The sequence below is a fragment of the Streptomyces botrytidirepellens genome (assembly GCF_003721215.1).
Taxonomy (GTDB): Bacteria; Actinomycetota; Actinomycetes; order Streptomycetales; family Streptomycetaceae; genus Streptomyces; species Streptomyces himastatinicus.
On sequence record NZ_RIBZ01000867.1, the window covers coordinates 1 to 21,854 of the forward strand.

The window sequence follows — 21,854 nt, forward strand, 5'->3', positions numbered from 1 at the left end:
CGCCCCGCCCGCGGCCCGGCGGCGGGGCGGCAGGGGCACCCTCGGCGCGGTGTACGGCGCCGCCGGGACGCTCGCCGTGGTGGCGCTCGCCTGGACGGAGTGGCACGGGATACGCGAGCCGGGGGCGGCGCTGGCCTTCGGGCTGCTCATCGCCCTCGGGGAAGCCATCCGGTGTGGTGACGCCCCGGCCGCGCTCCCGCGCGCGAGCGGGGCGCACGAGCAGCGCGGCGAGCCCACGCCCCTGGCTGCTGCGGGCGCCCTCGGGTACGCGCTGCTGGGGCGGCTGGGCGGGGAGCCCACGAGCCACGGGGTGCTCCAGGTCGTCACCGTCGTCGTGGCGGCCTCCCTGACGGGCCTGGTGCCGCGCATGGCGCTCGGGCGCCCGGCCGACCCGGGCCGCACCGCCCGGCGCGTGCTGACCGTGGCGTTCGCGGCCACCTGCTTCCAACCGTTGCACCACACCGGCCGGTTGGCCTCCTGGCTGGGGCACGGCCCCGCCCTCGTCGGCTACTTGCTCGGCGTGCTGGCCCTGACCGCGCTGTGCGACGCGGTGCTCGCGGCCGCCCTGGCCCGCGCCCGCACCGGCTGGCCGTACGGGCCGCTGCTGCGTGACGAGCTGCGGGCGCTGACCGGCATAGGGTCGGCGATCTGCGCGACCGGGGTGGTGATGGCGCTCACGGTGGCCGTCACCGGGCTGTGGGCGCTGCCGGTGCTGGCGCTGCCGCCGCTGCTGATCCAGTACTCGTTCCGCCGCTACGCCGCGATCCGGGCCACCTGCCGGCAGACCATCGCCTCCCTGGCCCGCTCGACGGAGATCGCCGGGTACACCCCGGCCGGGCATGCCCGTAAAGTCGCCGGGCTCAGCCGGGCGGTCGGCCGTGAGCTGGGGCTTTCCGAGCCCGCTCTGACTGTGCTGGAATACGCGGCGCTGATGCACGACATCGGGCAGCTGTCCCTGGTGGACCCGGTTCCGGCCGGGGCGACCGAGCCGCTGGCCCGCTCCGAGCAGCGGCGAATCGCGTTGCTGGGGGGTGCCGTGGTACGGCAGACGGGGGTGCCCGCGGAGGTCGCGGTGATCGTCGAACGGCAGGCGGACCCGTACCGCGAACAGCCCCTGTCCGCGCGTATCGTGCGCGCGGTGAACGCGTACACCGAGGCGGCGGGAGGCCCGGCGGCCGCGGGACAGGGGGGTGCGGCGCCGCTGTGCGCCCTGGAGCGGCTGCGGCTGGCCACCGCGCGGGACTTCGATCCGGCGGTGGTGGAGGCGCTGGCGACGGTGCTGTCCCGCCCGCCGCACGACCGCCCACGGTGACGAAGGTGGAACTCGCCGGTAATGAGCGGGTCTCCCAAGAGGCATGGTTGGATGCGAGAGAGGGGTGTCGGGCCGATGTCCGGTGGCAAGGAGGTGTGGTGGGCATCGTCTCCCGGCCGAAGGGTGAGGGGCTGGGCTGAGATGTCCGCGGATGTGTGGCAGGTTGTCTTCCAGGGAGGGCGACACCGTCCGCGCAAGGCTCTGGTACGGGACTACTTCGATACCGGCAGGCGGGAATCGTGAAGATCTTCGGCAAGGTACGGCACCGGCCGTCCGCCTCATGGCGGCAGGCCACGGACCGTGCGTTCACGCTCATCGGCGACGGCCGGTACGAGGACGCGGGAGCGCTGCTGACCCGCGCCGCCGACCTGGAGCCGTGGCTGTCGGAGTCCTGGTTCAACCTCGCGCTGCTGCACAAGTTCCGGCACGACTGGGAGCAGGCCCGGGCCGCCGGGCTGCGCGCCGTCGCCCTGCTGGACCGCGAGGCGGGCGCTCCCGACTGGTGGAACGTGGGCATCGCCGCGACCGCCCTCCAGGACTGGCCGCTGGCCCGCCGCGCCTGGCAGGCGTACGGGCTGAAGGTGCCCGGGGAGGCGTCCGCGTCCGGTGAGCCGCTCGGCATGGAGCTGGGCAGCGCGGCGGTGCGGCTGTCGCCCGAGGGCGAGGCCGAGGTGGTCTGGGGCCGTCGGCTGGACCCGGCCCGGATCGAGGTGCTGTCGATCCCGCTGCCGTCCTCCGGGCGGCGCTGGGGCGAGGTCGTGCTGCACGACGGCGTTCCGCACGGTGAGCGCGTGACCGCCGCGGGCCCGGCCTACCCCGTCTTCGACGAGATCGAGCTGTGGGCGCCGTCCCCGGTGCCGACCTGGGTGGTGCTGCTGGAGGCGGCCACCGAAGCCGACCGGGACGCCCTGGAGCGACTGGCGGCCGACGCGGGCTTCGCCGCCGAGGACTGGTCGTCGTCGGTGCGGCTGCTGTGCCGCTCCTGTTCGGAGAGCCGGATGCCCAGCGACGAGGGCGAGGGCGAGCACCTGGACCCGCACGACCACAGCGAGCCGGGCCACCCCGGTCCGCTGGGGCACCGCACGGCGGGCTCGGGCTCGCTGTGGGTCGCCGAGCGCGAATGCGGGATCGCCGCCCCCAGCGGGCTGGTGCGGGGGCTGCTGGACGGCTGGGTCGCCGACAGCCCGGACACCCGGGAGTGGCGCGACCTGGAAGAGGTCTGCTGAATGCCCGGAAAGGGCCACTGATCCCCCTGGCCGCCGGGGCGGGCCGTACCCTGTAGGGCGACGCATCAGGGTTTGAAGGAAGGCGTACGGCGGACGATGTCGCAGCAAGGGACCACGAAGCAGCAGGTGGACGACGAGTTCGTCGTGGACACGGAGGACTGCGAGGAGCGCGAGCGGGCGTACCGCGAGCGCGGCACCGCCCGCCCGATCACCGTCGTCGGCAACCCGGTGCTCCACAAGGAGTGCCAGGACGTCACCGAGTTCGGCGACGAGCTCGCGGCGCTGATCGACGACATGTTCGCCAGCCAGCGGGCGGCGGAGGGCGTGGGCCTGGCCGCCAACCAGATCGGCGTCGACCTCAAGGTCTTCGTCTACGACTGCCTGGACGACGAGGGCGTACGTCACGTCGGCGTGGTCTGCAACCCGGTGCTGGAGGAGCTGCCCGCCGACCGCCGCGTCCTGGACGACTCCAACGAGGGCTGCCTGTCGGTCCCCACCGCCTACTGCGAGCTGGCCCGCCCGGACTACGCGGTGGTGCGCGGCCAGGACGCCGAGGGCAACCCGATCACCGTGCGCGGCACCGGCTACTTCGCCCGCTGCCTCCAGCACGAGACGGACCACCTCTACGGCTACCTCTACATCGACCGCCTCTCCAAGCGCGACCGCAAGGACGTCCTCCGGCAGATGGCCGAGGGCACCGCGCGCTACGAGACGGTGCCGAACGACTGACATCGGCGTGGGTCAGGGGCCGTTCGCCGCCTGGGGGTAGTACTGCGCGATGTACGTCCAGCGTGCTGCCCCCAGGACGATGAACACCGCGGGCGGCGCCAGCCACCACCGGCTGAGCGCCCCCTTCCTGACCGGAAGGGCCGCGAGCAGCAGGGTCACGACCCCCACGAGGACCACGGAGAACGACGCCGTCTCGATACCGGTGAGCGTGTTCTCGTCCCAGTCGCCTCCGGGCTCCGTCACCAGCGCCCAAAAGGCGAAGTAGACGTTGACGAGGTTCGCGAGGACCAGGACCGCCGCACCGGCCCACCGAAGAAAGCTGGTCACTCCAGGGCCCTCCGCGCGTCCTTCAGGTTGCCGTCGAAGGCCTTACCGTAGTTCTGCGCGCTGCCGTCCTGCCAGTACGGTCCTCCGTTGTAGCGGGCCCCCAGCTCCTGGCGCTGCTCCGGCGTCATCTGGTCGGCGGGTACGTCGGCGAAGTCGCTCTCGGCCTTCAGCATCGCGAGGTATTCGGAAGCGATGAAGATGTTCTGACCGGGGTCCTGTAGCGCCGCCTCGATCTGGTCGCGCTGGCTGCCGGTGAGGTTCTCGGGGCCGTAGCCGAGCACCTCCGCACCACGTCGCACCTGGATCGCGATGGGCCCGAAGGAGGTTTCGTCCTTGTCGCCGCCGAGCCGGTCGGGGAGGTTCTCCGGGGTGACGGGGAACCAGTCCTGCTCCGCTGTCTCCCGGACCGAGTCGGTGATGTCGTCCGCCGGCCCGGGCTGGCCGCCGACCTCCTGCCAGGCGATGCCCGCGACCAACTCCGGGGTCAGCCCCGAGTGCTTGGCGGCGGCGTTGATGATGTCCTTGTTCGCCGAGATCCACTCGGCCCGGCCCTCGTTCGACAGGGGCGGGATCCAGTAACTGCCGGTGGCCTCCGGAAGGTCCTGGAGCTTCATCCGGATGACCCAGAGAGCGGGGGAGACATCGTCCTTGCCCACCGGGGGAGCGAACTCTGCCTTGGGGCCGCTGCCCTCGAGCCGGGTGAGGGGGTCCTTGCGGGCCTCGCCCGCCTCCTTGCGCAGCGCCGGGATGCTGTCGAGCAGATCCTTGGCGTCGGCGAAGCTGCCACCGCGGAAATCGGGCAGAGCCTTGTATGCCTTCCTCAGCGTGGCGAGGCAGTCGTCGCGCGCGTCCTTCTCGACGGTCTTCGCGTTGCCGAAGTCCGAACTCGCCTGATCGTGGGCGCGGTTGGCGTCGTCCTTGATGTCGTCGATGTCCATGGTGAGTTCAGCGGCCCAGTCCAGGAAGCCGGTGGTGCCGCGCATGTCCTCCCACTGGCGCATCGGCTCGGCCTCCTGAGCCGTACGCGTGACGGCCTGGCCGACCTGTGCGATGAGATCCGCGAGGGTCTGCTCGGCGGCCTTGCCGTTGGCGTAGTGGGCCTTGGCGGTGTCCAGCGCCGCGGAGTAGTGCAGCAGCGCCTTGCGGGCCGCGTCGTAGCCCTCGGCGAGGTGCGCGATCATGTCACGGGCTTGACGCAGCCGGTCGTCGTAGGGCTCGCGGCTCTTGCTCACCCACTCCGTGCCGGTGGCGGCGCGTTTCGCGGCGGGTTCGATCTCGAGCAGCAGGTCACGTAGCCGGCGGAATTCATCGGAATTGCGCTCGACGAGCTTGGGATTGCAGTCTTCGAGGAACTCGACATCCTTGCGTCCGCGACGTCTCCGTCGAAGTCGACATAGCTGCCGCCGGTTTCCCGGAGGCGAGTGGAGAGCGCGGCGAGCAGCGTCGTCAGGTCCTGGTACTGGTCGTTCGCGAAGCGGGCGAACCGGTCTGCCTTGGCCGCCACGCCGGGATGGGCGCGCGGCGCTCGCGCCATGGTGCAGAGGTCGCCGTCAGGGCGCCCTTCATAGAGCAGCCCCGCCATCTCGATCAGCAGGTTCGAACTGCCGTTGATGGAAGTGTTGTCGATGGAGAAGCCGTCCCCCTTGTACCCCATGTGCCCCTCGGTGATTCAGCGTTATGTAAACCGAGCCAAACCAATGTTCCGTCGGTGACAGGGGATGTCAACGACGACACGGCCGCGCTCCGGGAAGAGCGCGGCCGTGTCGCGAGCGAAGGGGTGTATCACCCGGAGACGGTCAGAAGTCGTCGTCGAAGGAGACCGAGCCCTCGACCGCGACCTGGTAGGCCGAGGCGCGGCGTTCGAAGAAGTTGGTCAGCTCCTGGACGTCCTGGAGTTCCATGAAGGAGAACGGGTTCTCCGAGCCGAAGACCGCGGGGAAGCCGAGGCGCGCCAGGCGCTGGTCGGCGACGCACTCCAGGTAGGCGCGCATCGATTCGGTGTTCATGCCCGGCAGGCCGTCGCCGCAGAGGTCGTGGGCGAATTGGAGCTCCGCCTGGACGGCCTCCTTCAGCATGTCGGTGACCTGGCGCTCCAGGTCGTCGTCGAAGAGGTCGGGCTCCTCCTCGCGGACGGTGTCCACGACGGAGAAGGCGAACTCCATGTGCATGGACTCGTCGCGGAACACCCAGTTGGTGCCGGTCGCGAGGCCGTGCAGGAGGCCGCGCGAGCGGAACCAGTAGACGTAGGCGAAGGCGCCGTAGAAGAAGAGGCCCTCGATGCACGCCGCGAAGCAGATCAGGTTGAGCAGGAAGCGGCGGCGGTCGGCCTTGGACTCCAGGCGGTCGATCTTCTCCACCGAGTCCATCCAGCGGAAGCAGAATTCCGCCTTCTCCCGGATGGAGGGGATGTTCTCGACCGCCGCGAAGGACGCCGCCCGGTCGTCCGGGTCGGGCAGGTAGGTGTCCAGCAGGGTCAGGTAGAACTGGACGTGCACGGCCTCCTCGAAGAGCTGCCGCGACAGGTACAGCCGCGCCTCGGGGGAGTTGATGTGCTTGTAGAGCGTCAGCACCAGGTTGTTGGACACGATCGAGTCGCCGGTCGCGAAGAACGCCACCAGTCGGCTGATCATGTGCTGCTCACCGGGGGACAGCTTGGCGAGGTCGGCGACGTCCGAGTGGAGGTCGACCTCTTCCACGGTCCAGGTGTTCTTGATCGCGTCCCGGTAGCGGTCGTAGAACTGCGGGTACCGCATCGGCCGCAGGGTCAGCTCGAAGCCGGGGTCGAGCAGATTCTTGGCGTGATCCGTCGCGGTGTTCGCGGTGGTCATCTCGGATGCGGTGGGCATTACTGGCAGGCCTCGCAGGACTCGGGGTTTTCCAGGGAGCAGGCGACCGCGTCGGCCTCGGCGGGCGTCTGCTGGGCGGGGACGGGGGCGGGGACGGTGGCCGTGGCGGCGCCACCGCGGGCGCTCTGGGCGATCCGGGTCGCCGGGCGGGAGCGCAGGTAGTAGGTGGTCTTGATGCCGCGCTTCCAGGCGTACGCGTACATCGAGCTGAGCTTGCCGATGGTCGGCGCCGCCATGAAGAGGTTCAGCGACTGGCTCTGGTCGAGGTACGGGGTGCGGGCCGCCGCCATGTCGATCAGGGCGCGCTGCGGGATCTCCCACGCGGTGCGGTAGAGGTCGCGTACGTCCTGGGGAACCCAGGAGAGGTCCTGGACCGAGCCGTTGGCCTCGCGCAGCGCGTCACGGGTCTGGGTGTCCCACACGCCGAGCTTCTTCAGGTCGTTCACCAGGTAGTTGTTGACCTGGAGGAACTCACCGCTGAGCGTTTCGCGCTTGAAGAGGTTGGAGACCTGCGGCTCGATGCACTCGTACACGCCCGCGATGGAGGCGATGGTGGCGGTCGGCGCGATCGCCAGCAGCAGCGAGTTCCGCATGCCGGTGGTCGCCATTCGGGTGCGCAGCGCCTCCCAGCGCTCGGGCCAGGCGGCCTGCGCGCCGGTGTAGTGGTCCGGGTGGAGCACGCCGCGCGCGGTGCGGGTCTCGGCCCAGGCCGGGTGCGGGCCGTGGCGCTCGGCGAGGTCGCAGGACGCCTCGTACGCGGCGAGCATGATGCGCTCGGAGATCCGGGTGGAGAGCGCCTGCGCCTCGGGCGAGTCGAACGGCAGCCGCAGCCGGAAGAAGACGTCCTGGAGGCCCATCAGGCCGAGCCCCACCGGCCGCCAGCGGGAGTTGGACGCCCCGGCCTCTTCCGTGGGGTAGAAGTTGATGTCCACCACGCGGTCGAGGAAGGTCACGGCGGTGCGGACGGTGCGGTCCAGCCGCTCCCAGTCCATCTCACCGTCCTCACCCAGGTGCGCGGCCAGGTTGACCGAGCCGAGGTTGCAGACGGCGGTCTCGCCGTCGTCGGTGACCTCCAGGATCTCGGTGCACAGGTTGGAGGAGTGGACGACCCGGCCCGGCTCGGCGGTCTGGTTGGCGGTGCGGTTGGCGGCGTCCTTGAACGTCATCCAGCCGTTGCCGGTCTGCGCGAGGGTGCGCATCATCCGGGAGTACAGCTGGCGCGCCGGGACCTGCTTGAGCGCCCGGCCCTCGGCCTCGGCCTTGCGGTACGCGGCGTCGAACTCCTCGCCCCACAGGTCGACCAGTTCGGGCGCGTCCACGGGCGAGAACAGCGACCAGTCGCCGTCCGCCTCGACCCGGCGCATGAACTCGTCCGGGATCCAGTGCGCGATGTTGAGGTTGTGGGTGCGGCGGGCCTCTTCGCCCGTGTTGTCCCGCAGCTCCAGGAACTCCTCGATGTCCGCGTGCCAGGTCTCCAGGTAGACGCAGGCCGCGCCCTTGCGCCGGCCGCCCTGGTTGACGGCCGCCACCGAGGCGTCGAGCGTGCGCAGGAACGGCACGATGCCGTTGGAGTGCCCGTTGGTGCCGCGGATCAGCGAACCGCGGGCGCGGATGCGGGAGTACGACAGACCGATGCCGCCCGCGTGCTTCGACAAGCGCGCGACCTGGTGGTAGCGGTTGTAGATCGAGTCCAGCTCGTCCAGCGGCGAGTCCAGCAGATAGCAGGAGGACATCTGCGGGTGCCGGGTGCCGGAGTTGAACAGCGTGGGGGAGCTGGGCAGGTACGACAGCGTGCTGGTCATCCGGTACAGCTCGGCGACGTCGTCCAGCGCCCGCTCGGATCGGTCCTCGGCGAGCCCGCAGGCCACTCGCAGCAGGAAGTGCTGCGGGGTCTCGATCACCTGACGGGTGATGGGGTGGCGGAGCAGATAGCGGCTGTGCAGGGTGCGCAGCCCGAAGTAGCCGAAGCGGTCGTCGGCGCCGTCGGCCAGCGCCCGGTCGACCAGCGCGTCCAGCCGGGCGGCGTGGGCGGTCACGAACTCGGCGGTGGAGTCGGCGATCAGGCCCTCGCGGTGGCCCACGGCGACGGACGCGGAGAAGGAGTCCGCGCCCTGCCCGGCCGCCTCCTCGGCGATCGCGCGGGTCAGCAGCCGCGCGGCGAGCTTGGAGTACTCCGGCTCCTCGCCGATGAGTCCGGCCGCCGCCTCGGTCGCCAGGGAGCGCAACTCCGCCTCGTCCGAACCGGGATGGCGGCCGCGCAGGGCGGCGGCCGCGACCTTGCCGGGGTCGGTGGCGGGCAGATCGGCGGTGAGCCCGGTGAGGGTCCGCAACAAGGCGGTCCCGGGCGCGTCGGCCGCTGCCGGAGTCTCCGCTGCCTCTGAAACCGGGTCGGCGGGCGCGATGGTCACTGAAGTGTTCTCCCTCGCTCGGCTGGGGGCCTGCGAGGGCAGTGCGCGATGGCCGCTCACGGGCATGCCGATTCCGCTTTACGGCACACCACGCAGCGTCCATCGGCCCAACCCGCGAGGCCCGGACGTATGCAGACGGCCGTCGGCAGGTCATCGGACTCACGGGTACGCAAAAGCGCACACGTACACCGTTGCGGGACAGTTCCGGATTCGCGCCGGATTCCCCTGCGGCGACAGCGGAAACGAGCATACATCTTGTGTCGTGCTGCGCACGCGCCCCCAGATGTTGTGTCGTCAGCTGGGTGGATTCGTATGGATGTGCTAGTCGCGTCGGGCTTTGGCCGCGCCGGAATCCCAGGGAAAACTAGCTTCCCGGACCGCTCGTCCGCCATTCCTCCAGGGCACGGGCGAGGCGGTCGCGGTAGCCCGCGTAACCGTCCTCGTACGCGCCGCGAAGCTCGCTCCGCGGCTCGACCGTACGGGACGCGGAGCGCCACCGGGACGCGTCCACGGGGTCGCCGAGCGACCGCCACGCGACCGCGACCGCGCCCCGCGCGCCGACCTCCGGCTCGTCCGGAATGACCACCGGGCGGCCGATGACGTTCGCGAAAATCTCCGTCCAGGCGGCGGAACGCACCCCTCCGCCGCACAGCGCGAGCCGCCCCGAGAGCCCGGCGGCCTCCAGGCAGTGGCGGGCCGCGTAGGCGATGGCCTCGCACACGGCCCGTACGGTGTCCGCGCGGGTGGTGGCGAGGGTGAGACCGTCCAACCGCCCCTGGGCGGCGGGCTCCACGAACGGGGCGCGCTCCCCGGCGCCGGACAGGAAGGGCAGCGCGGTCACGCCGTTCGCGCCCGGCGGACTCCCGTCGAGCAGGGCGTCCAGCTCGGCGGTGGTCGTCCCTGTGAGATCGAGCACCCACTCCAGGGCGGCCGTGCCGACCATCGCGGGCATCGCGCGCAGCCAGCGCTCCGGGTCGGGGGTGCACAGCCACATTCCGGCCGGATCGGCCGAAGCGTCCACCGCCGCGCGGTCGGTGAGCACCTGGCAGGCCAGCGTGGTGCCGACGATGAGCAGCCCGTCGCCCACGTCCCGCACCCCGCTGCCGATGGCGCACGCCGGGAGGTCGTACGGACCGGAGACCACGGGCAGTCCGGGCGGCAGCCCGGTCAGTTGGGCCCCTTCGTCGTCCAGCGCGAGGACGGTGCCGGGCGCGGCGGGGCTCGGCAGCAGCCGGGCGTGGCCGGACAGTCCGCAGCGTTCCAGGGCGTCCGGCACATACGTACGGGTGGTGACGTCGAGGAACGGCAGCGACGCGTCGGAGGCGTCCACGGTGATGGCGCCGGTCAGCCGCTGGGCCACCGCGTCCACGCAGTAGCCCGCGACCGCCGCCCGCTCCAGCGACTCCGGCTCGTGCTCGGCCAGCCAGTGCAGCAGCGGGGCGTGGCAGCCCGGGAACAGCCCGGAGCCGGTGAGCGCGTAGAGGGCTTCGAGCGTGCCGTCGGCGCGCCAGCGGCCGATGGTCCCGCCGCCCCGGCCGTCCAGCCAGGAGATCGGCGGGCGCACCGCCCGGCCCGTCTCGTCGCGCAGCCACAGCCCGTCGCCCTGGCCGGTGAGCGCGAGCGCGGCGGGCGGGCCGGGGAGCGCCGCGGCCACCTCGCGCACCACCTCGGCGACGGTGCGCAGCACGTCCTCCAGGTCCTGTTCGACCCGGCCGCCGGGCAGGCGGTCCAGTCGGCTGGGGCGGGCCGCGGAGGCGCGCGCGACCCCGTCGCGGCCGAAGGCCACGGCCTTGGTGACGGAAGTGCCGACATCCACTCCGATGATCATGCGCATGCCCTGCTTCCCTCCGGAACCTCGGCGCTCCATCACATGAGCGATGCTAGATTTAACACCGGAGACGTGATCAGGCAATGGCTCAGGCCATGGTTGACGCAGGGGAGAACCCGGATGACCGCCCGACTGCTGCTCGTACGCCACGGGGAGACCGTGTGGCACGCGGAGAACCGGTACGCCGGAACCTCGGACATCGCGCTGACCGAGCGCGGCCACCGGCAGGCGCGGGCCCTCGCCCACTGGGCGCGGGGCCGTGGGATCGACGCGGTGGCGTGCTCCCCGCTGAGCCGGGCGCGGCACACCGCCGAACCGGCCGCCACCGCGCTGGCCCTGGTCCCCGAAGTGGTCGAGGACCTGCGCGAGATGGACTTCGGCTGGGGCGAGGGCCGCACCCTCGCCGAGATGGAGGCGGAGGATCCGGCGGCCGTCCGGGCGTTCCGCGACGACCCCGAGACCGGCGCCTTCCCCGGCTCGGAGCGCCCCGGCGAGGCCGCGGCCCGCGCCGTCGCCGCCCTGCGCCGGCTTGCCGCCGCGCACCCGGACCGCACGGTGCTCGTCGTGGCGCACAACAGCCTGCTGCGGACCGCGCTGTGCACCCTGCTCGGCATCCCCGTCGGCCGCTACCGCACGGTCTTCCCCCGGCTGGACAACGCGGCGGTGACCGAGATCGGCGTCGACGGCGACCGCACGGCGCTGCGCTCCCTGAACGTCCCCACCGACACCGTGCCCACCGCGAACGCGCCTGCCGACACCGTGCCCACCGCGAACGCGCCTACCGGCACCGTGCCCACCGCGAACGCGCCTGCCGACGCCGGGCCCGCCGACGGCGCTACGGGAGGAACCCGCCCATGACCACGGTCCGCTCCCAGGACGCCCGCAGACAGACCATCACCGAATACGTCCTCGCCCACTCCACCGCCACCGCGGCGGAGCTGGCCGACCTCACCGGCGTCAGCCTGATGACCGTGCACCGGGACCTGGACGAGTTGGCCCGGCTCGGGGTGCTGCGCAAGTTCCGGGGCGGGGTCTCGGCCCTGCCCTCGTCGGTCTTCGAGTCCAGCCTCGCCTACCGGATGGGCGCCCACCGGGCCGAGAAGGAGGCGGTGGCCGCCACCGCCGCGGAGCTGGTCGAGCCCGGGATGTCGGTGATGCTGGACGACTCCACGACCGTCCTCGCGCTCGCCCCGTTGCTGGTGGAGTCCGCCCCGCTGACCGTGGTGACCAACGCCCGGCGGGTGATCGAGGTCTTCGCCGGGGTGCCCCGGATCCGGCTGATCGGGCTCGGCGGGCAGTACTCGCACACCCATGACTCCTTCCTCGGCGTGCCGTGTGCCGAGGCGATCGCGGCCGTCTCGGTGGACCTGGCGCTGGTCAGCACCTCGGCCATGGACGCGGCGACCACGTACCACCAGGAGCAGGACGTGGTGCTGGTCAAGCGCGCCATGCTCGCCGCCGCGGCCCGCACGGCGCTGCTGATGGACGCGTCCAAGACGCGGCGCACGGCGCTGCACCGGCTGTGCCCGCTGGCCGACTTCGACCATCTGGTGGTGGACGGCGCGGCGGACGCCCGGCTGGTGGGGGAGTGGCGGGAGCGTACGGACGTGAGGATCGCCCCCGGCCCTTCTTAACATCGCCAGTGTTAACTTAACTCCACGTGTGAGGGGCGTGATCTGTGATGTCCGACCGGGCCGAGGTCGTCGCGGGGATCGACATCGCCACGGCGGCCGTGCGGGTGGTGTGCGTCGACGCGCACGGTCGCGTACGGGCGCGGGGCAGTGCGGAACTCCCGCCCCCGCGCCGGGGCGCGGGCGGCCGCAGCGAACAGGACGCCACGGCCTGGTGGCCCGCCGTCGCGGCGGCCCTGCGTCAGGCCACCGTGGCCCTTCCGGCGGGCGGCGGGGAGGTCGTGGCGGTGGCCGTCGCCGCCACCTCCGGCACGCTCGTCCTCGCGGACGGCCGGGGCGAACCCCTCGGTCCCGCCCTGATGTACGACGACCGCCGCGCCGCCGGGCTCAACGCCCGCGCCCAGGAGGCGGGCGCCCCGCGCTGGCAGGCCCTCGGCCTGTCGGTCGCCCCGACCGCCGCCCTCGGCCGCATCGCCTGGCTGTCGGGCGCGGAGGGGCATGCGGATGCCCTTGGGCACCGGGCCCACGGGAACCGGCATGCAGCCCATGAGGCCGCCCGGCACGTGCTCCACACCCCCGACCTCGTCGGGTGGCGGCTCACCGGCGGGCCCGTCGCCACCGACTGGTCGCACGCGCTCAAGAGCGGCTACGACGCGCGCGCCGGGGAGTGGCCGGGCGAGGTGTTCGACGCGCTCGGCGTACCGGCCCGGTGGCTGCCGTCCGTCCGGGCACCGGCCACGCCCATCGGCACGGTGTGCGCGGACGCCGCGGCGGAGACCGGGCTGCCGACCGGGTGCGCGGTCCGTCTCGGCATGACCGACGGCTGCGCCGGACAACTCGCCACCGGGGCCGTGCGACCCGGGCAGTTCGTGGGCATCCTCGGCACCACGTACGTCCTCAAGGGCGTCACCCGCGACCTGATCGCCGACCCCTCCGGCGCGCTCTACAGCCACCGTCACCCCGACGGCTGGTGGCTGCCGGGCGGCGCCTCCAACACCGGTGGCGAGGCCCTCGCGCACGTCCCGTCCGACCAACTGTCCGCGCTCGACCGCGCCGCCGCGGACCGCGGCCCGGCCTCGGTGGTCGCGTATCCGCTGCGCCGCGAGGGCGAGCGCTTCCCGTTCGTCAGCGGCGCCGCCCGGGGCTTCGTCCTCGGCACTCCGGCCGACGACGCCGACCGGCACCGCGCCACGCTGGAGGGCGTGGCCTTCCTGGAGCGCCTCGCGCTGGAGCGGGTGGCGGAGCTGGGCGTGGCGGTGGAGGGGCCGCTGTGGGCCGCGGGCGGTGGCAGCCGCAGCCCGCTGTGGACCCGGATCCGCGCCACCGTCCTCGGCCGTCCGCTGCGCGTCGCCGACCATGCCGAAACGGCCTTCGGCGCCGCCCTGTTGGCCGCCTCCGGGACCCTCCACCCGGACCTCACGGCGAGCGCCGCCGCGATGGTACGCGCAGGCCGGGACGTCGAACCCGACGCGCGCGAGCACGCCGCCCTCGACGCCTCGTACGCGGCGTTCACCGCGGCCCTGCGGGAGCGTGGCTGGCTGCGGTGACGGCCGGCTGGGGCGACGGTCGGCTGGGGTGACGGCCGACGGCACCTACACCCGCACGGTGAACGCCCACAGGGCGATCCCCGGAATCGGTTCCCAGTCCCGCTCCGGCGTGCGCCGGAACCCCAGCCGCTCGTAGAGCCGGTGGGCGGTGGTCATCCTGGGGTGGGTGGACAGGACCATGCCCCCGAGCCCCAGCTCCCGCGTCCGGTCCATACAGGCCCGCACCAGCGCCTCGGCCGCCCCGCGCCGCCGCGCCTCGGGCCGCACCGCGAGCATCCGGAACTCGGCCTCGTCCGGACGGGCCAACTCCGCGTACGTGCCCCCGTGGACGGCGAACGCCAGCGCGCCCAGCACCACATCGCTCTCCGCGTCCGCCGCGACCAGCACCTCCGATCCGGTGGCCCGCTTCCGCGCGTTGCGCAACTCGTCGAGATACGGGTCCTCGGCCCCGAAGTCCAGCAGCCCGTCGCCGAGGTACACGGCCGCGGTGAACTCCCCGATGCCGTCCAGCTCCTCGTCCCGCGCCCGTCTGATCGTGACATCCATGCCCGCAGTCTGCCGGACGGCACCGACAACCGGGCCCTCACCGGGTGACGGTGCTGATCACTCCGGTGGAACCGGCGCGCTTGTTGGCCGCCTCGGCTTCCTGGTAGGTGACGTAGCGGCGGACCGTGCCGTCCGGCAGCGTCAACTGGTAGAGGACAACGGGTTGGGGTGTTCTTCCCCCACAGTTGCAGCCCATGGTGCATTTTCCTTTCAGTCGAGCCACCGCGATGCCACACCGGCGAGATAGGAAAGCGTCAGGGCGGTGGCCGGGATCTGGAACCACGCGGTGGTGTCCAGTGAGAAGGCGTATGCGGCGGTGGCGCCGCCCACCCACGTGCTCGTACACCAGCCGCAGTTGACCAGATAGGTGACCGGAGATTCGTCACCGAAGCGGTCGGCGATCCACATCCGGAAGCCCGCCGCCAGGGTGTCCTTGGTGATGAAGCGGGTGATGCGGCAGGTCGTGCCGAGGGCGAGAAGGAACGCTGCAAGGCTCATCGGATCGTTCCCTACCGGTTCGATCCACCGGTTCGATCGATGTCCTTTATTACAAGCGCTACGACCCCAACAGGCGATACTCCATCGGCGAATTCCCCCGAATAGCCGAGCGTTCGTCATATAAATACGCCACTATGCGAGCCCGTATGCGCCAAACGAGTGATGGCTGTTCTGAAGTCTTGAGCGACACGGATGGGCGTGGATAACTGGAAAACGTGGCATCGAGGCTGCCCCATACCTCGTCAGCCATCCAGGAGCCGGGCATTCGCCCCGTTACTCCCGCCTCATCCGTGCACCGCTCCTGCGTCCTGCTCGGCGGCCACCAGTTTTCCGTTCCTCCGCTGTCGGCCTGCGTGCGCCCAGTGCACCTCATCTGACCCTTCCAACGGGAGGACCCACCATGACCTCGACCGCTCTCGTGCCCGCCGCCGCACCCACCGCGGGCTACTGGCCCCCGACCGGCCCGCCGTTGCTGCTGACCGTGGTGCCCAACTCGGGCCCCACCGGCGGCGGGAACCTCGTCCAGCTGACCGGGACGAACCTGCGCAACGTCATCAGCGTGACCTTCGGCGGCGTCCCCGCCACCATCGTCAGCCAGCCCTACGCCCAGCAGGGCGGCGGCTGGCCCGGTGGCGGTGACTGGGGCGGCGGCTGGGGCGGTGGCTGGGGCGGCGGTGGCGGCGGCTGGCCGGGGTACCCCGGCCCCACCACCGACGTCGTCGTGGTGATCGCTCCGCCGCACGCGCCCGGGTCCGTCCAGGTCCTCGTGACCACCACCGCCGGCACCAGCAACAGCCAGCCGTACACCTACGTGGCGCCGCCCCCGCCCACCACCACCTCCATCACCCCGGCCGTGGGCCCGACCACCGGCGGCACCGTGTTCGTGATCAACGGCACCAACCTGAACACGGTCACCGGCATCACCTTCGGCGGTGTCCCCGGGGCCATCCTGGCCGTGAACCCCGCCGGGACCCAGCTGGTCGGCATCACCCCGCCGGGCTCGGCGGGCACCGTAGCCGTGGTCCTCAGCGGCCCCGGTGGCGCCGCCACCGTTCCGGGCGGGTTCACCTACTTCGTGGCTCCGCCCCCGCCGGTGCCCACCACCATCGTTCCCAACACCGGACCGGTGGCCGGCGGTACGGCGTTCACCATCAACGGGACCAACCTCGGCGGCGTGCTGGGCGTGCTGTTCAACGGCGTTCCCGCCACCGGCGTGACCGCCACCGCCACCACGGTCACCGGCGTCACTCCGCCCGGAGTGGCCGGTACCGCGACCGTCACCCTGGTGACGGCCACCGGAACCACCACCGTCCCGGGCGGCTTCCTCTACGTGTGACGCGTGTGGCACGTGTGAGCCGTACGGCACCGGCAGCCGGGGCACCCCGGCTGCCGGCGCCGACGTGTCCTAGGCGACGCCGTGGTGGCCGCCGCCCGGGCGGTGGTGGTCGAAGACGAGCACCTGGCCCGGGGTGACCAGGAACGGCCGCATCATGGCCATGTCCTCGTGCTCCAGGATGTGGCAGTGATACATGAAGCGGCCCGTCGCCCCGGTGTAGCGGCCGATGACGTTGACCATCTGGCCGCCCGCGACCTGGATGGTGTCCTTCCAGCCCCGCTCGCTCGGCAGCACCTCCAGCTCACCGGAGTACGCGACCGGCGCCCCCTCGCGCGTACCGCCGAGCGCCGGATCGAAGCCGTCCGCCGCGTACGCCTGACGGCTCATCGCCTGGAAGCTGATCAGATGGATGTGCATCGGATGGGTCGGGCCGCCCAGGTTGAGGAAGCTCCACTGCTCCCAGGAGTCCAGCTCGACGCTGAAGCCCATGGTGTCGTCGAAGGAGCGGGCGATCCGCCGGTACGTGACCGTCTCGCCCCTGTCGTTCCTGATCTGGATCACGCCGTCCCCCGGGACCGTCACCTCGGCCGCCGGGACCTCCTGGAGCTCCCAGATCTCCGGGTGGCCGTTGCCGCCGACCGTGCCGGGCGGGGTGAGGGCGATGACCCGGTGCCCGTGCGACGGGGCGTTGGCGTGGCTGAGCCGCTGGAAGGAGGAGAGCACCTTCGGCAGCACGAAACGGTCGCGGACCGGCTCGCGGTCCACCCGGAACCGCATCACCTGCGGATACGGCACCCCCCTCGCCTCGTCGGCCTCGCCCGGGCGCTTCCCGGCCGGGGTGTTGACCAGACGCAGGTTGCGCCCGCGCAGCCGGGAGAAGTCGATCAGCAGGTCGAGCCGCTCGGAGGGGGCGATGGACACCGGGGCGTCGAGGTCCACCGGGCGGTCCAGCAGCCCGCCGTCGGTGCCGATCTGCTTGACCGCCCCGGTCACCTGCTCACCGGTCTCCTCGTCGATCAGCGCCAGCCGGTAGAAGCGGGCGTTGGACGCGTTGACCACCCGGAACCGGTACCAGCGCGCCTCGACGTCGAAGTACGGCCAGATCACCCCGTTGACCAGCGTGTACGGCCCGGAGAACGGCGTGGTGACGTTGCGTCCCTCGGGGTCCTTGCCGACGGTCTGCACCTTGTGCAGCAGCCGCCCGGTCAGCCGTCCGTCGGAGTCCGTGTCGAGGTTGCGGTCCATCAGCACCAGCGGCACCTCGTACTCGTCGCGCGGCAGCCGCAGCGCGTCCTCCTCCTCGTCGCGGATGAGGTACATGCCCGCCAGGCCGGTGAACACGTTCCACCGCGTGATGTGCATGGCGTGGTCGTGGTACCACAGCGCCGTCGCGCGGCAGTCGTTCGGGTACTCCGAGAGCTGGGCGTCACCGGGCGCGACCGCGTTCTGCGCCCACCCGTCGTTTCCGGCGCCGGTCGGGGCGCCGTGCAGATGCGTCACCGACCACGGCGGCAGCTCCGCCACGCCCTTGACCTCCTCGGCACCGACCTCGTTGTGCCCCGGCGCGTTGCCCGCGGGCGGGGTGGTGGCCGGCACCTCGTACGCGGTCACCGGGTACGCGCCGGACAGCCGGTTCGTCCAGGCCACGCGGAGCCGCTGCTTGCGGCGCACCTCGATGGTGGGCCCGGGGAAGTGCCCCTCGTAGGCCCACACCCGGGTCGGCGGCAGCTGCGAGTGCAGCCGCACCCAGGTGGCGCGCAGATCGACGGTGATCCCCCGCAGTGCCTCCGCCTTTCCCGGCCGCAGCCGGGGCGGTACGCGCAGGGCGTCCATGAAGGGCACGAGCCCCGCCGCCGGCGCGGCCGGAGCGGTCTGCTCCTCCGTCTCCTCGGAATGGTGCTGGACAAGCGTGTCGGACATAGCCGAACCCCCGTTGTGTCTCCCCCGTGCCACCGGTGGTCTCCGGCGGCACACTTCTCGCACTTGCAGACGCGCCGGGGGCGCACAACAGTTGCGAGGAAGGTGGCGGAATACGCCATTCTGTACAGGATTGGCTGGAACAATCCGGTGGAATTGGGGCGTCCGGTGCGTTCCCGGAGCCCGGCGGCCGCCGCCGGTCCCGGTGTTACGTTGGAACGCGGTGCCCCTCGGCACCCCGGACGAGCACGTCGTACCCGGTCAGGACAAGACGACGTAGTCAGCGTGTCTGTTGCTACGTGAGGTTCCTGTCATGGCGTGGATTCTTCTGATGCTGTCCGGTCTGCTGGAGACGGTCTGGGCGGCGGCGCTCTCGGCGTCGCACGGCTTCAGCCGCCTCCGTCCCAGCCTGCTGTTCGCCGCGGCCGCCGCGCTGAGCATGGCGGGGCTGTCGTACGCGATGCGTTCCATCCCCATCGGCACCGGCTACGCGGTGTGGGTCGCGATCGGCGCGGTGGGGACGGCGGGCTACGGCATGATCGCGCTCGGTGATCCGGTGAGCGCGGGGCGCATCGTCTGCCTGGGGCTGATCGTCAGCGGTGTGGTGGGCCTGAAGCTGATGCACTGAGCATGACGAACGGGCCGCCGCCTCCCGTGGGGGAGACGGCGGCCCGCTCGCGCGCTGCCGGGCTCAGTGGCCGCCGGGGGCGCCCGCCGTCGCCGGGGGCAGGTCGGCCTGGACGCCGGGGTCGCCCGTGTCCGCCGTGTAGTCGGACGCGGACGTCTCGTCCACACCGTCGGGGGCCTTCAGCGCCCGCAGGACGAACGTGAGCACCACGGTGACCACGACGTTGAGGGCGAAGGCGGTGAAGCCGATGTAGCCGATCTCGCCGATGCCCGGGATCTCGTCCGAGCTGCCGCCGAAGTGCTTCTGGGTGGGGCTGGCCACGCCGTACGCCGCGACCGTGCCGTAGACCATGCCGACGGCCCACCCGCCGAGCAGCGCCCACCGGTGGAACCAGCGGGTGAACAGGCCGCCCACCATGGCCGGGAAGGTCTGGAGGATCCAGATGCCGCCCAGCAGCTGGAAGTTGATGGCGACGGTCTTGTCCATGGTCAGGACGAAGGCCAGCGCGCCGACCTTCACCAGCAGCGAGACCAGCTTGGAGACCTTGGTCTCCTGCGCCGGGGTGGCGTCCGGTCGCAGGAAGTCCTTGTAGATGTTGCGGGTGAACAGGTTCGCCGCGGCGATGGACATGATGGCCGCCGGGACGAGGGCACCGATGCCGATGGCGGCGAAGGCGACCCCCGCGAACCAGTCCGGGAACATGTTCTCGAAGAGCTGGGGGATGGCCAGCTGTCCGTTGTCCACCTTCACGCCCGCCGCGATCGCCATGAAGCCGAGCAGCGCCAGCAGGCCGAGCATCAGCGAGTACAGCGGCAGGATGGTGGCGTTGCGGCGGATCACCTCGCGGCTGCGGCTGGAGAGCGTGGCGGTGATCGAGTGCGGATACATGAACAGCGCCAGCGCCGAGCCGAGGGCGAGCGTGGCGTAGGCCCATTGGCTCTTGTCGCCGCTCGCCAGCTCCCCCTTCGGCTTCCCGGTCGCCGGGTTCTCCTGCGCCAGCGCGTGGCCCGCCTTGGCGAAGATGTCGTCGAAGCCGCCCAGCTTGATCGGGATGTAGATGATCGCCACCGCGATGACGATGTAGATCAGGGTGTCCTTGACGAACGCGATGAGGGCGGGGGCGCGCAGCCCGGAGGAGTAGGTGTACGCCGCGAGCACACCGAAGGCGATCAGCAGCGGCAGGTCCTTGATGAACCAGTTGGTGTCCTCGCCGCCGCCCACGCCCATGACGTCCAGCACCGCCTGGATGCCGACGAGCTGGAGGGCGATGTACGGCATGGTGGCGAGGATGCCGGTGATCGCGACGGCCAGCGAGAGCCCCTTGGAGCCGAAGCGGCCGCGGACGAAGTCCGAGGTGGTGACGTATCCGTGCTTGTGGGACACCGACCACAGCCGGGGCAGGAAGGTGAAGATCAGCGGATACACCAGGATGGTGTACGGCACCGCGAAGAACCCGGCCGCGCCCGTCGCGTAGATGGCCGCCGGGACGGCGACGAAGGTGTACGCGGTGTACAGGTCGCCGCCGAGCAGGAACCAGGTGATCCAGGTGCCGAAGCTACGGCCGCCGAGACCCCATTCGTCCAGGTTGTCGGCGTTCTCGGCGGCCCGCCAGCGGGCGGCGAGGAAGCCCATCACCGTGACGGCGAGGAAGAAGAAGACGAAGACGGCGAGCGCGACGCCGTTCACACCGCCGTTCATGCGGAACCGCCTCCCTTGCGCGCCCGCTGCTCACGGCGGACCAGGATGTACGCGGTCGTCGTCAGCACGGCCGAGATGGGCACCCACGCCATCTGGTACCAGTAGAAGAACGGGATGCCGATGAAGGTGGGCTCGACCTTCGCGTACGAGCCGACCCACAGCATCGCCACGAAGGGCGCGATGAGACAGAGCGCGGCCACGACACGCGAGGGCGTGACGACCGGTCTCCTGTCCGTGGACGTGTCTGACATGGCGGCGGGCTCCCGTCCCCTCGGCGCATCCGTGCTGATCATCGGCGCTGATCACCGGTGCTGATCATTTGTGCAGTGCGCAGGAATCTAAGCCCGTGGACCGGCAGTCGTCACTACCCGTCCGCATATCGGTATGAGAAAGAAGCGGAGTCCGGCGGCGTATGTCAGCCGTTCGGGCGCTGGAGCCGGGCCACGAACTTGTAGCGGTCGCCGCGGTAGACCGAACGCACCCACTCCACCGGCTCGCCCGCCGCGTCCAGCGAGTGGCGCGAGAGCATCAGCATCGGCAGGCCGACGTCGGTGCCCAGCAGCCCGGCCTCGCGCGGGGTGGCCAGGGAGGTCTCGATGGTCTCCTCGGCCTCGGCCAGGTGCACGTCGTACACCTCGGCCAGGGCCGTGTAGAGCGACGTGTACTTGACCAGGCTGCGGCGCAGCGCGGGGAAGCGCTTGGCCGACAGGTGCGTGGTCTCGATCGCCATCGGCTCGCCGCTGGCCAGGCGCAGCCGCTCGATGCGCAGCACCCGGCCGCCGGTCGCGATGTCCAGCAGCGCCGAGAGCCGGTCGTCGGCGGTGACGTAGCCGATGTCCAGCAGCTGGGAGGTGGGTTCGAGGCCCTGGGCGCGCATGTCCTCGGTGTACGAGGTGAGTTGCAGGGCCTGCGAGACCTTGGGCTTGGCGACGAAGGTGCCCTTGCCCTGGATCCGCTCCAGCCGTCCCTCGACGACCAGTTCCTGGAGCGCCTGCCGCACGGTGGTGCGGGAGGTGTCGAACTCGGCGGCCAGGGTGCGCTCCGGGGGGACCGGGGTGCCGGGCGGCAGGGTCTCGGTCATCTCCAGCAAGTGCCGCTTCAGGCGGTAGTACTTCGGGACGCGCGCGGTGCGCGTTCCGCCGGAGCTGTTGCCGCTCTCGGCGGTGGCCGTCGTGGCCGTCGCCGCCATTGCCCCCTCGGTCTCCATCGCGCCCTTTCCGACGTCGGGTCTGCGGCCGTCACCGGCCTCTGATGATTCCAGCGGCTCACATCGTGGCACGCCCTGGGCCCGGGGTGGCTGCCCTGCCCGGATGTCGAGAGATGTCGGTCCGGTAACGGAGCCGGAAGTGGCGTTGTCCACTCTTGACACCCCTGTAG

The 21,854-nt window shown here is 71.6% G+C and carries 21 protein-coding genes and 2 riboswitches; of the genes, 8 read left to right on the forward strand and 13 right to left on the reverse strand.

What is annotated here, in order from left to right; all coding sequences use genetic code 11:
• From EEJ42_RS46755 to def, 3 genes are all read left to right on the forward strand, one after another.
• On the forward strand, positions 1-1,312 hold a 1,312-nt coding region (locus tag EEJ42_RS46755), incomplete at its 5' end, for an HD-GYP domain-containing protein (protein WP_184503603.1).
• A gap of 239 nt (positions 1,313-1,551) precedes the next feature.
• Positions 1,552-2,538: a tetratricopeptide repeat protein gene (locus EEJ42_RS46760; protein ID WP_055547955.1), complete on the forward strand. Its 987-nt coding sequence runs from the start codon at positions 1,552-1,554 to the stop codon at positions 2,536-2,538.
• A 96-nt stretch (positions 2,539-2,634) separates the two neighbouring features.
• On the forward strand, positions 2,635-3,267 hold the full coding sequence (gene def, locus EEJ42_RS46765) for a peptide deformylase (RefSeq protein WP_123108232.1): 633 nt from the start codon (positions 2,635-2,637) through the stop codon (positions 3,265-3,267).
• A gap of 12 nt (positions 3,268-3,279) precedes the next feature.
• Here def and EEJ42_RS46770 read toward each other — a convergent pair whose 3' ends face one another.
• From EEJ42_RS46770 to EEJ42_RS46795, 6 genes are all read right to left on the reverse strand, one after another.
• Positions 3,280-3,594, reverse strand: coding sequence for a hypothetical protein (locus tag EEJ42_RS46770; protein WP_123108233.1), 315 nt, complete (start codon positions 3,592-3,594; stop codon positions 3,280-3,282).
• Complete coding sequence (locus EEJ42_RS46775) at positions 3,591-4,826, reverse strand: hypothetical protein (protein WP_246097905.1); 1,236 nt, start codon at positions 4,824-4,826, stop codon at positions 3,591-3,593. The genes EEJ42_RS46770 and EEJ42_RS46775 overlap by 4 nt, the downstream gene beginning before the upstream one ends.
• The gene (locus EEJ42_RS53600) at positions 4,823-5,248 is read right to left on the reverse strand and encodes a hypothetical protein (RefSeq protein ID WP_246097907.1); all 426 of its coding nucleotides are present in this window, start codon (positions 5,246-5,248) and stop codon (positions 4,823-4,825) included. The genes EEJ42_RS46775 and EEJ42_RS53600 overlap by 4 nt, the downstream gene beginning before the upstream one ends.
• 142 nt (positions 5,249-5,390) lie before the next feature.
• The gene (locus EEJ42_RS46785) at positions 5,391-6,422 is read right to left on the reverse strand and encodes a ribonucleotide-diphosphate reductase subunit beta (RefSeq protein ID WP_123108250.1); all 1,032 of its coding nucleotides are present in this window, start codon (positions 6,420-6,422) and stop codon (positions 5,391-5,393) included.
• Positions 6,423-6,439: 17 nt separating this feature from the next.
• Positions 6,440-8,848: a ribonucleoside-diphosphate reductase subunit alpha gene (locus tag EEJ42_RS46790; RefSeq protein ID WP_123108234.1), complete on the reverse strand. Its 2,409-nt coding sequence runs from the start codon at positions 8,846-8,848 to the stop codon at positions 6,440-6,442.
• Positions 8,849-8,975: 127 nt separating this feature from the next.
• Positions 8,976-9,098: riboswitch (cobalamin riboswitch) on the reverse strand.
• 114 nt (positions 9,099-9,212) lie between these two features.
• On the reverse strand, positions 9,213-10,682 hold the full coding sequence (locus tag EEJ42_RS46795) for an FGGY-family carbohydrate kinase (protein ID WP_123108235.1): 1,470 nt from the start codon (positions 10,680-10,682) through the stop codon (positions 9,213-9,215).
• A 114-nt stretch (positions 10,683-10,796) separates the two neighbouring features.
• On the opposite strand from EEJ42_RS46795, the gene EEJ42_RS46800 reads away from it, so the two are divergent.
• Genes EEJ42_RS46800 through EEJ42_RS46810 form a run of 3 tightly spaced genes read left to right on the forward strand, consistent with a single transcriptional unit; the run spans position 10,797 to position 13,854 of the window.
• Positions 10,797-11,534, forward strand: coding sequence for a histidine phosphatase family protein (locus tag EEJ42_RS46800; protein WP_246097908.1), 738 nt, complete (start codon positions 10,797-10,799; stop codon positions 11,532-11,534).
• Positions 11,531-12,310, forward strand: coding sequence for a DeoR/GlpR family DNA-binding transcription regulator (locus tag EEJ42_RS46805; protein WP_123108237.1), 780 nt, complete (start codon positions 11,531-11,533; stop codon positions 12,308-12,310). The genes EEJ42_RS46800 and EEJ42_RS46805 overlap by 4 nt, the downstream gene beginning before the upstream one ends.
• 47 nt (positions 12,311-12,357) lie before the next feature.
• Positions 12,358-13,854 (forward strand): FGGY-family carbohydrate kinase, encoded by a 1,497-nt coding sequence (locus EEJ42_RS46810; protein WP_123108238.1) that lies wholly within the window; start codon positions 12,358-12,360, stop codon positions 13,852-13,854.
• A gap of 45 nt (positions 13,855-13,899) precedes the next feature.
• Here EEJ42_RS46810 and EEJ42_RS46815 read toward each other — a convergent pair whose 3' ends face one another.
• The 3 genes from EEJ42_RS46815 to EEJ42_RS46820 are packed head-to-tail and all read right to left on the reverse strand — an operon-like array spanning position 13,900 to position 14,898.
• Complete coding sequence (locus EEJ42_RS46815) at positions 13,900-14,400, reverse strand: GNAT family N-acetyltransferase (protein ID WP_123108239.1); 501 nt, start codon at positions 14,398-14,400, stop codon at positions 13,900-13,902.
• A 37-nt stretch (positions 14,401-14,437) separates the two neighbouring features.
• Positions 14,438-14,596, reverse strand: coding sequence for a DUF7196 family protein (locus tag EEJ42_RS51550; RefSeq protein WP_184503605.1), 159 nt, complete (start codon positions 14,594-14,596; stop codon positions 14,438-14,440).
• A gap of 14 nt (positions 14,597-14,610) precedes the next feature.
• A complete protein-coding gene (locus EEJ42_RS46820) occupies positions 14,611-14,898 on the reverse strand; it encodes a hypothetical protein (protein ID WP_123108240.1) in 288 nt (95 codons plus the stop codon).
• Positions 14,899-15,298: 400 nt separating this feature from the next.
• Here EEJ42_RS46820 and EEJ42_RS46825 point away from each other — a divergent pair, with 400 nt between their 5' ends.
• A complete protein-coding gene (locus tag EEJ42_RS46825; protein WP_184503606.1) occupies positions 15,299-16,234 on the forward strand; it encodes an IPT/TIG domain-containing protein in 936 nt (311 codons plus the stop codon).
• A gap of 69 nt (positions 16,235-16,303) precedes the next feature.
• Here the strand turns inward: EEJ42_RS46825 and phsA are convergent, their stop codons facing one another.
• Positions 16,304-18,154 (reverse strand): O-aminophenol oxidase PhsA, encoded by a 1,851-nt coding sequence (gene phsA, locus EEJ42_RS46830; RefSeq protein WP_123108241.1) that lies wholly within the window; start codon positions 18,152-18,154, stop codon positions 16,304-16,306.
• Between the two features lie 215 nt (positions 18,155-18,369).
• Positions 18,370-18,432, forward strand: a riboswitch (guanidine-III (ykkC-III) riboswitch).
• A 32-nt stretch (positions 18,433-18,464) separates the two neighbouring features.
• Between phsA and EEJ42_RS46835 the strand changes: the two genes are divergently transcribed.
• Positions 18,465-18,779, forward strand: a complete 315-nt coding sequence (locus EEJ42_RS46835; protein ID WP_123108242.1) for a DMT family transporter — start codon at positions 18,465-18,467, stop codon at positions 18,777-18,779.
• Positions 18,780-18,842: 63 nt separating this feature from the next.
• Here EEJ42_RS46835 and mctP read toward each other — a convergent pair whose 3' ends face one another.
• The 3 genes from mctP to EEJ42_RS46850 form a co-directional block, all read right to left on the reverse strand.
• Complete coding sequence (gene mctP / locus EEJ42_RS46840; protein ID WP_123108243.1) at positions 18,843-20,477, reverse strand: monocarboxylate uptake permease MctP; 1,635 nt, start codon at positions 20,475-20,477, stop codon at positions 18,843-18,845.
• Positions 20,474-20,728, reverse strand: a complete 255-nt coding sequence (locus tag EEJ42_RS46845; protein ID WP_123108244.1) for a DUF3311 domain-containing protein — start codon at positions 20,726-20,728, stop codon at positions 20,474-20,476. The genes mctP and EEJ42_RS46845 overlap by 4 nt, the downstream gene beginning before the upstream one ends.
• Positions 20,729-20,892: 164 nt before the next feature.
• Positions 20,893-21,666, reverse strand: coding sequence for a GntR family transcriptional regulator (locus EEJ42_RS46850; RefSeq protein ID WP_009715163.1), 774 nt, complete (start codon positions 21,664-21,666; stop codon positions 20,893-20,895).
• Between the last annotated feature and the right edge of the window lie 188 nt (positions 21,667-21,854).

Excerpts from the sequence above, each read along its gene's own strand:
- mctP (WP_123108243.1), bottom strand. The coding sequence starts at position 20,477 with ATGAACGGCGGTGTGAACGGCGTCGCGCTCGCCGTCTTCGTCTTCTTC.
- EEJ42_RS46785 (WP_123108250.1), bottom strand. The coding sequence starts at position 6,422 with ATGACCACCGCGAACACCGCGACGGATCACGCCAAGAATCTGCTCGAC.
- EEJ42_RS53600 (WP_246097907.1), bottom strand. The coding sequence starts at position 5,248 with ATGGGGTACAAGGGGGACGGCTTCTCCATCGACAACACTTCCATCAAC.
- EEJ42_RS51550 (WP_184503605.1), bottom strand. The coding sequence starts at position 14,596 with ATGGGCTGCAACTGTGGGGGAAGAACACCCCAACCCGTTGTCCTCTAC.
- def (WP_123108232.1), top strand. The coding sequence starts at position 2,635 with ATGTCGCAGCAAGGGACCACGAAGCAGCAGGTGGACGACGAGTTCGTC.
- EEJ42_RS46850 (WP_009715163.1), bottom strand. The coding sequence starts at position 21,666 with ATGGCGGCGACGGCCACGACGGCCACCGCCGAGAGCGGCAACAGCTCC.
- EEJ42_RS46820 (WP_123108240.1), bottom strand. The coding sequence starts at position 14,898 with ATGAGCCTTGCAGCGTTCCTTCTCGCCCTCGGCACGACCTGCCGCATC.
- EEJ42_RS46815 (WP_123108239.1), bottom strand. The coding sequence starts at position 14,400 with ATGGATGTCACGATCAGACGGGCGCGGGACGAGGAGCTGGACGGCATC.
- EEJ42_RS46825 (WP_184503606.1), top strand. The coding sequence starts at position 15,299 with ATGACCTCGACCGCTCTCGTGCCCGCCGCCGCACCCACCGCGGGCTAC.
- EEJ42_RS46810 (WP_123108238.1), top strand. The coding sequence starts at position 12,358 with ATGTCCGACCGGGCCGAGGTCGTCGCGGGGATCGACATCGCCACGGCG.
- phsA (WP_123108241.1), bottom strand. The coding sequence starts at position 18,154 with ATGTCCGACACGCTTGTCCAGCACCATTCCGAGGAGACGGAGGAGCAG.
- EEJ42_RS46800 (WP_246097908.1), top strand. The coding sequence starts at position 10,797 with ATGACCGCCCGACTGCTGCTCGTACGCCACGGGGAGACCGTGTGGCAC.
- EEJ42_RS46795 (WP_123108235.1), bottom strand. The coding sequence starts at position 10,682 with ATGCGCATGATCATCGGAGTGGATGTCGGCACTTCCGTCACCAAGGCC.
- EEJ42_RS46845 (WP_123108244.1), bottom strand. The coding sequence starts at position 20,728 with ATGTCAGACACGTCCACGGACAGGAGACCGGTCGTCACGCCCTCGCGT.
- EEJ42_RS46835 (WP_123108242.1), top strand. The coding sequence starts at position 18,465 with ATGGCGTGGATTCTTCTGATGCTGTCCGGTCTGCTGGAGACGGTCTGG.
- EEJ42_RS46805 (WP_123108237.1), top strand. The coding sequence starts at position 11,531 with ATGACCACGGTCCGCTCCCAGGACGCCCGCAGACAGACCATCACCGAA.